At 56.3% G+C, this 7,715-nt stretch carries 6 protein-coding genes; 3 read left to right on the top strand and 3 right to left on the bottom strand.

The features are described from left to right. From ACP15V_RS17450 to argE, 3 genes are all read left to right on the top strand, one after another. Window positions 1–410, top strand: a 410-nt coding sequence (locus tag ACP15V_RS17450) for an aminotransferase class III-fold pyridoxal phosphate-dependent enzyme (protein ID WP_424944954.1), incomplete at its 5' end; no start/stop codon positions are given. A gap of 13 nt (window positions 411–423) precedes the next feature. After that, window positions 424–1,608: a M24 family metallopeptidase gene (locus ACP15V_RS17445; protein WP_424944116.1), complete on the top strand. Its 1,185-nt coding sequence runs from the start codon at window positions 424–426 to the stop codon at window positions 1,606–1,608. Continuing rightward, window positions 1,605–2,786 carry an acetylornithine deacetylase gene (argE, locus tag ACP15V_RS17440; RefSeq protein ID WP_424944115.1) on the top strand — a complete coding sequence of 394 codons (1,182 nt, stop codon included), beginning with the start codon at window positions 1,605–1,607 and terminating at the stop codon, window positions 2,784–2,786. Before ACP15V_RS17445 ends, argE begins: the two co-directional genes overlap by 4 nt. 488 nt (window positions 2,787–3,274) lie before the next feature. On the opposite strand, the gene ACP15V_RS17435 is transcribed toward argE, so the two are convergent. From ACP15V_RS17435 to ACP15V_RS17425, 3 genes are all read right to left on the bottom strand, one after another. After that, window positions 3,275–4,573 (bottom strand): dicarboxylate/amino acid:cation symporter, encoded by a 1,299-nt coding sequence (locus ACP15V_RS17435; RefSeq protein ID WP_424944114.1) that lies wholly within the window; start codon window positions 4,571–4,573, stop codon window positions 3,275–3,277. A 137-nt stretch (window positions 4,574–4,710) separates the two neighbouring features. Next, entirely contained in the window at window positions 4,711–6,165 is a 1,455-nt protein-coding gene (locus tag ACP15V_RS17430; protein WP_424944113.1) for an aspartate/glutamate racemase family protein, read from the bottom strand. After that, on the bottom strand, window positions 6,158–7,558 hold the full coding sequence (locus tag ACP15V_RS17425; RefSeq protein WP_424944112.1) for an aspartate ammonia-lyase: 1,401 nt from the start codon (window positions 7,556–7,558) through the stop codon (window positions 6,158–6,160). The genes ACP15V_RS17430 and ACP15V_RS17425 overlap by 8 nt, the downstream gene beginning before the upstream one ends. Between the last annotated feature and the right edge of the window lie 157 nt (window positions 7,559–7,715).

Genomic DNA, 7,715 nt, shown 5'->3' with positions numbered 1-7,715 from the left:
ATGGCTGGACCTATTCGGCGCACCCGATCGGGGCTGCCGCCGGGGTGGCGAACCTGAAGCTGATCGACGATCTGAAGCTGGTGGAAAACGCGGGCACGGTCGGGGCCTATCTGAACGCCACCATGGCCGAGGCGCTGGGGGATCACGCCAAGGTGGGCGAGGTGCGCGGCGAAGGGATGCTGTGCGCCGTCGAATTTGTGCAAGACAAAGACAGCCGCCTCTTTTTTGACCCCGCTGACAAGATCGGGCCGCAGATCGCCGCCAAACTGTTGGAGCAAGACAGCATCATCGCGCGCGCCATGCCGCAGGGCGACATTCTGGGCTTTGCCCCGCCCTTCTGCCTGACGCGGGACGAGGCGGACCAGATTGTTGCGGCCACCACCCGCGCCGTCCGCGCGGTTTTGGGATAAAGGGGAGGGAAGCATGACACAGACCAACGCAGCGTTTGCGCCTGCAGAATACCAGCGCCGTCTGGCAAAAACCCGGTCCGCGATGGACCGGGCCGGGTTGGAGGTGCTGTTTGTGACCGACCCGTCAAACATGGCCTGGCTGACCGGCTATGACGGCTGGTCCTTTTACGTGCATCAGGGCGTGATCGTGACGAAAGAGGGCGAACCGATCTGGTGGGGCCGCCATATGGACATGATGGGCGGGCGGCGCACCTGCTGGATGGATCACGCCAATATCCTTGGCTATGGCGACCACTATGTGCAGTCGACCGAGGTCCACCCGATGCAGGATCTGGCCGCGCAGCTTGTCGCGCGCGGGTTTGAAACGGCGCGCATCGGGGTCGAGATGGAGAACTATTATTACTCCGCCAAGGCCCATGCGGTGCTGGCCTCCGAGCTGCCCAAGGCCGACCTGATCGACGCCACCGCGCTGGTCAATTGGCAGCGTCTGGTGAAATCCGACGCGGAAATCGCCTTTATCCGCAAGGCCGCCCGGATCACCGAAAAGGTGATGCAGACCGCCATCGACCGCGCCGCGCCGGGCGTGCGCAAAAACGATCTGGTGGCGGATATCCTGCACGCGGGCATCACCGGGGTTGGGGACGACTGGGGTGATTACCCGGCGATTGTGCCGCTGACCCCCTCGGGCCTTGATGCCACCGCCGCGCATCTGACGTGGAACGGCGCGCCGATGGTCAAGGGTGAGGCCACGTTTTTCGAGCTTTCCGGCTGTTATCGCCGCTATCACGCGCCGCTCTGCCGCACGGTGTTTCTGGGCCAGCCCACGGATGAAATGCTGCGGGCCGAAGCGGCGCAGTTGGAGGGGATCGAGGCCGGGCTGGCGGCGGCACGCGCGGGCAACCGCACCTGTGACATTGCCAATGCCTTCATGTCGGTGCTTGCGAAACATGGTATCGAACGGTCGGGCCGGATGGGCTATCCCATCGGCCTGTCCTACCCGCCCGATTGGGGGGAACGCACCGCGTCGATCCGCGCCGAGGACGCGACCATATTGGAACCCGGCATGGTCTTTCACTTCATGCCTGCACTCTGGATGGACACATGGGGGCTTGAGACCACGGAAACCATCCTGATCCGGGAAGACGGCGCAGCCGAGCCAATGTGCAGCGTGGATCGCAAGCTTTTTGTAAAGCCATGACCATGCCAAATGAGACCACGCTGGAGCAGACCAAACGCATCCTTGCTGACCTGATTGCTTTTCCCACAGTGTCCGCGGACAGCAATCTGGCGATGATCGACTATATGGCGGATCTCCTGCGCGCCTGCGGGGCGCGGGTTGACGTGTTTCACGATCCAACCGGGCAAAAGGCCAACCTGTTTGCATCGATTGGGCCAGAGGTCGACGGCGGGCTGGTTCTGTCCGGCCACAGCGACGTGGTGCCGGTTTCCGATCAGGACTGGTCGTCTGATCCGTTTGCGATGGTCGAGGCGGACGGTCGGCTTTACGGGCGCGGCACCTGTGACATGAAAGGGTTCATCGCCGCCACGCTGGCGATGGCGCCGCAATTTGCCAAAACCGCCCGCCGCCGCCCGATCCATTTTGCCTTCACCTATGACGAGGAGGTGGGCTGTATCGGGGCGAGTCATCTGGCACAGGCGCTTACCGAGCGGGGCATTCGCCCGGCCATGGCAATCATCGGCGAACCCACGTCGATGCGGGTCATTGAAGGCCACAAGGGATGCAGCGAATACACCACCCGGTTTCAGGGGTTGGAAGGGCACGGGTCCGCCCCGGATCTGGGGGTGAACGCGGTGGAATATGCGGTGCGCTACGTGGCGCGGCTGCTGGAGCTGCGCGAAGAACTGAAGGCGCGGGTCCCCGCAGACAGCCGGTTCGACCCGCCCTGGACCACCATCAATGTGGGGGCCGTGCATGGGGGCAGCGTTCACAATGTCATTGCCCCAAAGGCGCAGGTCGACTGGGAAATGCGCCCGGTGCAGCCAACAGATGCCCGTTTCGTGAAAGACACCATGGCGGACTATTGCGCGCAGACCCTGTTGCCAGCCATGCAGGCCGTCTATCCCGACGCCCGGATTGACACCGAAATCGTCGGCGAGGTGGCCGGTTTGACCCCCACGGACAAGAACGACGCCAAACGCATCGTGTCAGAGCTGACCGGGGCCAACACGGCCGATCTGGTGCCCTTCGGCACCGAGGCCGGGATCTTTCAGGCGCTTGGCATGGATGTCATTGTCTGCGGCCCCGGATCGATTGAGCAGGCCCACAAGGCGGATGAGTTTCTTGCGACAGAGCAACTGTCGCGCTGCCTGGACCTGTTGCAGAAGCTCGACCGGGCGTTCGAAACACAGACCTGACAGAAAATGGCCGGAGCTTTCACCCCGGCCTCTTTCACGTTTCTGTCGCGCCGCGTTCCGGTCACGATATCTTTTGCCCCCCGGAGCGGGAAACTGTGGCGCTCCACTTGACATTACCTACCCACACACGAAAAACCTTTTTGTATCAACACACTCTTATCACAGCAGCACGGCATGCTGACCAAAAACTTCGCAATGAACTACCTACATCTAGTGGAGTTACTGATTGCCTCGCAGACACCCATGAAAAGCAAATCCTCACTCGGTTGCTCTGGGTTCTACCAGACCGAACCAACAACCTGAATAGAAGCGCCTTAACAACGATTAGGCGAGCCGCTGTTCGCCGAAGCGTTTCTGAAAGTCAGCAGTGCGGGACAAACCGGGCTTTCGCTGCACTTGCACCTATGTCTGCTTGCCTGGCGGAACCCTTCGCAACGACCATTGAGCATAAATGGTGCCCCGCAAACTGGGGGCACCAAAGTTGTCAATTACGCTTTTGAGATGTCGGGTGCTGCCAACACGTGTGGCGTATTATACGCCTCCATATCGATTTGATCTTCGGACTTTGCAATCAGAACGGTGCATGCTGCATCGCCGGTCACATTCAAAGATGTCCGCGCCATATCGAGAATGCGGTCGATACCCGCAACGATTGCGACACCTTCAAGTGGCAGTCCAACCGAAGTTAGAACCAGAGACAGCATGACCAAGCCCGCGCCGGGAACACCTGCGGTGCCTATGGACGCCAACGTGGAGGTCAGGATGATGGTGATATATTCGGACATGCCGAGTTCAACACCGAAAGCCTGTGCTACGAAGAGCGCTGCAACGCCTTGATACATCGCTGTACCGTCCATGTTGATGGTCGCGCCCAAGGGCAGTGTAAAGCTGGCCACCGAGCGGTTCACACCCAAGTTCTTCTGCACTGCAGTCATTGTGACCGGCAGCGTTCCAGAGCTGGAGGTGCTGGTAAAGGCGACAATCTGAGGCTCAACGATTCCCTGGAAGAAACGCACGGGGTTCAGGCGGCCTAGGAAAGTTACGAGACCACCATAAACGAACAATGCGTGGAAAATACAGCCAATATAGAGTGCCGCGATGATCGTTCCCAAAGGCAACAAAAGGTCAAGACCGTAAGTGCCAGCAACCCAAGCCATCAGGGCAAACACGCCGTATGGTGCAAAGGCGATAACTATCTCAGTCAGCTTCAAGATGACAGAATTCAGAGCTTCGAAAAAGTCCCGGACAGGTTTTCCTGCGTCACCTACAAGGTTGATCGACAAGCCGAACATGATGGCAAAGAAGATGATCTGGAGTACTTTCCCATCAGCGGCTGCCGCAATTGGGTTCTTAGGAACAATTGCGATCAACTGATCGATAAACGGTGGTGCTGATTTTGGCTCCATTGCAGCGGCGGCTCCAAGGTCAATCCCCACGCCTGGCTGGAAGAGAGTCCCAAGTGCCAAGCCAATAGCAATCGCAAAAGCCGTTGTGCAGAGATAAAAAACGACAGATTTTAGGCCGATCCGGCCCATACGCGCCATGTCGCTGACGGAAGTCATCCCACAAACGAGCGATACAAAGATCAGCGGAACGATCAACATCTTAATCAAGGAGAGGAACAGTGTTCCCACATGTTTAATCGAGACCGCTATTGATTCATTGCCGGTTGTGTTCAGGATAGCGCCGACAATAACGCCAAGCACTAGCGCGATAACGATTTGCTGCCACAAGAGCAAATTCCACCATGGGGCGAACAACCCCGTTTTTCGTTGAGCTGAGGCCATAGTCACTCCTTTCCAGTTTGCAAGGGGCAAAACCCATAAAAGTAAGTATTTTTAGCATTCCCGCGCGCAAAACTGTGTTGCGAATGCAGAAACGGCATTGCATAGTTTGCAATGCCGTTGAGTTATTCCTTTGACTTCTAGGTTTTGGGCCGCGAAGCCGCAGCGCGCGCGAGCCTCACACATTTTTCGGCAAGAACCTTAGTCGGATCCACCGGGATTGCGCCCATATCTTGGACATTTCCCGTCACAATCAAAGGCAACTCCGTACAACCAAGAATCACCACCTCTGCCCTTTGATCGACCAAATGCGCAAAAGCTTTGGCAATTTGCTCTTTGCAAATCCCTTCGACAAAGCCTGCCTTCACGCCTTCAGAGCCATAAATGGAGGCCATGACCAGCTCTTGATGGTCTTCGTCAGGAACGATGAAATCAAGCCCGGCTTCGGTTAGAGCCTCTTGATAAAGACCGCTTTGAATCGTGCCATTAGTGGCCAAAATCCCAACTTTGCGTGTCTCTGGGGATGTCGCACGTATAAAATCCGTCGTCGATGACAGGATGCTGACAATAGGAATACCCAGATGACACTGGATGCGATTAACATAGGCATGAGCTGTATTGCAGGGGATCGCAACAATATCCGCGCCACCGCGTTCCAGCTTTTTGCAGGTCGAATAGAGGGCGACAGTCGGGTCAACGCCATCCGCAATAAGGTTTTCAGTCCGATCAGGGATTTGCGGGTTCTGTTCAACCAGCACCTTGATGTGATCTTGATCGCGCACAGCCTCGGTGCCACCCACAAGCTTGGACAGAAAATCAACCGTTGCCGCCGGACCAACACCGCCCACGACACCCACCTTAAAGCGTTTTTGCCGCTCGGCCGCCGTCGCTTTCAGCGCATGTTGAGCATAGACCTCAGCGGTGTTCAGAGCCGTCATATTGGCTGGCATGGTGATTTGATCAAAGAGGATCGGAATCTCTGTTAAACCCGGTACAAAAAGGTCAGCGCCTTGATGCGAGAGGTCTTGAAGCGCAGCGTTGAGGGGTTGGATGATCTGATTGTCATAGTTCCCGGATTTGAAACCATTGGGACCATAGATCGACTGCATCACATCTGTTTCGGCATCAATGCTAGGGTAAACAACATCAACATCCTCTCCAAACAGCGCATCAAACAAACGCGATTTGCGCACATATGGCGTGGTGATCACGCCCACCATTTTCGGAGGAACCGGCATTGCCTGAACAGCATCTTTAATTGCATCGGTCATACTAATCAGTTTGAGCTTCAGCTCATCTTGAAGCTCGCCTAAGAAACTATGCGTCACAAAGCATGGCAATATGGCTGCTTCGCAACCTTCCGCCTCAAGATGCGTGAGCGTGTCGAACACGTATAATTTGCGGTGCGTTGGACTGTAGTCATTGTCCATCGGCGCACTGGGTTCACGCATGGGCTTTTGCTCAAAGACCAGTTCTCGGTGATCGCCTTCGGACCGCACAGGGGTTGACTTGACGATGCGATACAGCAGGTCAGCACCCGCAACGGCGCCTAAACCACCAACAATACCAAGTCGAAGTGAATTACGTTCAGCCATTGGCAGTCCGCTCCGTCAAATGGGTTAAGTGTTCATTCGCGAGTATCGCCTCCTGCTCTGAAAGAGCGGGCGCTGCTGCCGCCGCGAGGCTGAGCCCTTGGGATTGAGCATGTTTTGCCAATTTGGTTGCGGCCTCATACCCAATGACTGGCGCGAGACTGGTGACATGCACGAGGCTGTTTTCGAGCAAGCTCTTGCAGCGGACTTCGTCAGCAACGATCCCATCAACGCAGCGCTCACGCAGAACGGCCATGACATTGGTGAGGCTGCCCATGGTTTCAAGCACCTTGTGAATGATCACAGGTTCCATGGCATTGAGTTGAAACTGGCCAGCTTCGGCGGCCATGGTGACAGTCAGGTCATTGCCAATGGCTTGATAACAGACCTGGTTCACCACTTCGGGGATCACCGGGTTCACCTTACCTGGCATTATCGAAGATCCAGCTTGAACCGGCGGCAACATAATCTCGCCAATGCCAGCGCGAGGGCCAGAGGACATCAGCCGCAAGTCATTACAAATTTTAGAGAGCTTGATCGCGACACGCTTTAATGTGCTGGAGAACATAACAAACGCACCGAGATCCGATGATGCCTCAATCAAATCCGATGCAACCCCAAGCGGCTCGCCAGTGATTTCGCGTAGATGGGAAACAGCCGTTTCACCGAAATTTGCAGGTGCGTTGATCCGCGTACCAATCGCAGTGCCGCCGAGGTTTACTTCAGTCAGCAACTGCGAAAGATCGCGCAGACGCTGAACGTCTTCTCGGATTGTGGTGGCAAATCCGCGGAACTCCGCACCTAAAGACATAGGAACAGCGTCCTGCAGCTGCGTACGCCCCACTTTGGTGATGGAGTCAAATTCCGCCCCCTTTTTATCGAAACTGCGCGTGAGCTCATACATGACTTCAATCAGCGGGCTGATTTTTGAGAGTACAGCGAGACGAATGGCGGTTGGGTAGACGTCATTGGTTGATTGCGCGCGATTGACATCATCATTGGGGTGAAGATGGGCATAGTCCCCGAAACGGTGACCCATCTTCGCAAGGCAAAGATTTGCGACAACTTCATTGGTGTTCATATTGGTCGACGTACCCGCCCCTCCCTGCATGACATCGACCACGAACTGGTCGTGATGCGCCCCACCGATAATTTCATCACAGACCGCGACGATCACGTTGGCCTTTTCATCAGACAGTCCGTTGAGTTCACTGTTGGCCAGGGCGCAGGATTTTTTGACTTGCGCGAGGGCAATGACAAGTTCCGGGTAATGGCTGATCGGAACACCTGTGATTGGGAAGTTGGCGATTGCGCGTTGGGTTTGAGCACCCCAGGCAGCGTTCGCTGGAATGCCGATTGCTCCCAAGCTGTCGGTTTCGGTGCGGATTGCGGTCATAACTCATACCTTTCGGTTGCCCGGATAAGCGATGTATGCAGACGAGGCGTGTTTGAAGAAATGAACACAGGATATTTAGCCTGACGCCTAGCTTCCATGACAACTACCGCAATGGCATTGCGAAATGCGCAACAGTCGTGCAGTCTGAACAAGTAAA

The sequence above is a fragment of the Aliiroseovarius crassostreae genome (assembly GCF_049803815.1).
Taxonomy (GTDB): domain Bacteria; phylum Pseudomonadota; class Alphaproteobacteria; order Rhodobacterales; family Rhodobacteraceae; genus Aliiroseovarius; species Aliiroseovarius crassostreae_A.
The sequence above is the reverse complement of the archived record's forward strand: the minus strand, read 5'-3'. Positions and strand labels throughout refer to the sequence as shown.

Coding starts and splice junctions, on each gene's coding strand:
- ACP15V_RS17435 (WP_424944114.1), bottom strand. CDS start 4,573: ATGGCCTCAGCTCAACGAAAAACGGGGTTGTTCGCCCCATGGTGGAAT.
- argE (WP_424944115.1), top strand. CDS start 1,605: ATGACCATGCCAAATGAGACCACGCTGGAGCAGACCAAACGCATCCTT.
- ACP15V_RS17430 (WP_424944113.1), bottom strand. CDS start 6,165: ATGGCTGAACGTAATTCACTTCGACTTGGTATTGTTGGTGGTTTAGGC.
- ACP15V_RS17425 (WP_424944112.1), bottom strand. CDS start 7,558: ATGACCGCAATCCGCACCGAAACCGACAGCTTGGGAGCAATCGGCATT.
- ACP15V_RS17445 (WP_424944116.1), top strand. CDS start 424: ATGACACAGACCAACGCAGCGTTTGCGCCTGCAGAATACCAGCGCCGT.